The 2,085-nt window shown below is 73.4% G+C and carries 1 protein-coding gene and 2 pseudogenes; 2 read left to right on the top strand and 1 reads right to left on the bottom strand.

Annotated elements, in window-relative coordinates; translation table 11 throughout:
* Positions 1-971 (top strand): annotated as a pseudogene (locus Y694_RS21485) (PLP-dependent aminotransferase family protein); the annotation flags it as partial.
* A gap of 71 nt (positions 972-1,042) precedes the next feature.
* A complete protein-coding gene (locus Y694_RS21480; RefSeq protein ID WP_011827783.1) occupies positions 1,043-1,789 on the top strand; it encodes a hypothetical protein in 747 nt (248 codons plus the stop codon).
* A 27-nt stretch (positions 1,790-1,816) separates the two neighbouring features.
* Here the strand turns inward: Y694_RS21480 and Y694_RS21475 are convergent.
* Positions 1,817-2,085: pseudogene (locus tag Y694_RS21475) on the bottom strand (ABC transporter ATP-binding protein); the annotation flags it as partial.

Raw genomic sequence — 2,085 nt, 5'->3', positions numbered from 1 at the left:
GGCGATCCGGCCGGCGACGGCCGGCTGCGCGCGGCGCTGTCGCTGCGCCTGGCCGACCTCGGCATCGCCGCCGAGCCCGCGCAGATCGTCACGACGCTGGGCGCGACACAGGCGCTCGACATCGTCTCGCGCACCTTGCTCGCGCCGGGCGACGCAGTACTGGTCGACGAGCCGGGCTGGGCCGTCGAGTTCGCCCGCCTGGCCCAGCTCGGCATGCGCGTCTTGCCGGTTCCGCGCGGCGCCGACGGCCCCGATCTGGCGGTGATGCGGCGCCTGATCGAGGCGCACCGGCCGCGGCTCTACGTCACCGTCTCGGTCCTGCACAACCCGACCGGCTCCTCACTGTCGCTGGCCGGCGCCCACCAGCTGCTGACGCTGGCGCAGGCGCACGACTTCCACATCGTCGAGGACGACACCTACGCCTGGCTGGCCCCTGCGCACGCGCCACGCGTCGGCGCGCTCGACGGCCTGCAGCGCAGCATCTACATCTCGGGGTTCTCGAAGATCCTCGCGCCGAGCTGGCGGGTCGGCTACATCGCCGCGCCGCCGGCCCTGGTGCAGCGGCTGGTCGATGTGAAGCTGCTGACGTCGCTGACGACGCCGGTGCTGACCGAGCAGGCCGTCGCGGTCTGCCTGGAGCAGGGCGCGCTGCGCCGCCATGCCGAGCGTGTGGTGGTCCGGCTCGACGCCGCGCGCGCGCGCAGCATCGACCTGGCGCAGCGCCACGGCTGCACGACGGCCACGCCGCCGCAGGGCCTGTTCGCCTGGCTCGACACCGGCGTCGACACCGACCGGCTGGCCCTGGCCCTGCTCGACGACGGCTGGCTGATCGCGCCCGGCTCGCTGTTCCATGCCACGCGGCGGCCGAGCGGCTGATGCGCATCAACGTCGCGACCTCTCAGGACCCCGCGTTCTGGCGGGCGCTGGACCGCCGCCGCACCGAACTGCAGCGCCGCGGCGCGCGCGCCTGAGCGCGCGCACGGCACTTGCAAGCCTTGCGACGGCCGGCTCGGCATACAGACACTTACAATTGCCGCCACGCATGGACGAGCCCACCATCCCTTTCGGCGAACCGGAACTCTGGCGGGTCAGCACCTTCCAGCGAGCCATGGGCGGCGGTGGCGGCAGCACTTCCAGCGAAGGCGGCTCGCGCTACGCCGCGCTGAGCCCCTCGCTGATGGCGGACCTGCAGCGCTTCGAGAGCCATGACAACGGCGCCGAGGTGCTGGAGGTGCTGGCCGCCTGCCTGCGCCACGCACAGGACATGGCGCTGCACCTCGATCGCGACGGACACGTGCTGCCGCTGACGGTGTTCCCCCGCGAGCACCTGTTCCACACGCCCCTGCCGCTCGAGGCCCTGTACGCGACGCGCTTCGACACCGTGCAGCTGCTGCAGGTCGAGCAGGCGCTGCTGCACGCGCCGAACCGTGGACGTGACGACATGGCCGCGCCGGCCGAGATGTGCCATCCGCTGGGCCCGCTGCTGTGGCACATGGCACTGCACGGTCCGCGCCACGAACTGCTGCCCGAGCTGGCCGGGCCTGCCGTCTACCGGGTTGCGCCGGACCTCGCCACGCCGACCGTCCTGAGCGGCGCGCTGGCCGCCGCGGTCGGCCGGCTGCGGCAGGAACCGATCTCGTTGCGCGCGCTGGCCGCCTGGCCGGGCTTCGACCGCGAACGCGCCTCGCGGCTGCTCAACGGCCTGTACCTGCAGGCCGGGCTGATCGTCAGCCGCACCCACCCGAGTGCCAGCGGCGACTCCTGGTTCAGCAATCTCGGCAAGTGGTAGCCGCCGGCAGGCGGCGCCTCTGAGCGCTCAGCGGCTGCCCAGCACTTCCCAGCGTTCCAGCGCCGCCATCAGCTCTTCCTCGATGCGGGCATAGCGCGCCTGCACCTCGGCCACGCGCTGCGGCGCCTCGGCGTAGAGGGCCGTGCCGCCGAGCTGTTCGCCCAGCGTGCGCTGCTCCGCTTCGAGCGCTTCGATGCGCGCCGGCAGCGCGTCGAGTTCGCGCTGCTCCTTGAAGCTGAGCTTGGCCCGCTTCACCGGCGCGGCGGCGACCGGCGCGGGGGCCGCCACGACGGACG

It is taken from the genome of Methylibium sp. T29-B (genome assembly GCF_000576225.1).
Classification (GTDB): Bacteria; Pseudomonadota; Gammaproteobacteria; order Burkholderiales; family Burkholderiaceae_C; genus Methylibium; species Methylibium petroleiphilum.
This window is presented reverse-complemented; position numbering and strand designations above follow the sequence as displayed.

Bases quoted from the DNA above. Each gene is read 5' to 3' on its own strand.
- Y694_RS21480 (WP_011827783.1), top strand. From the start codon at position 1,043: ATGGACGAGCCCACCATCCCTTTCGGCGAACCGGAACTCTGGCGGGTC.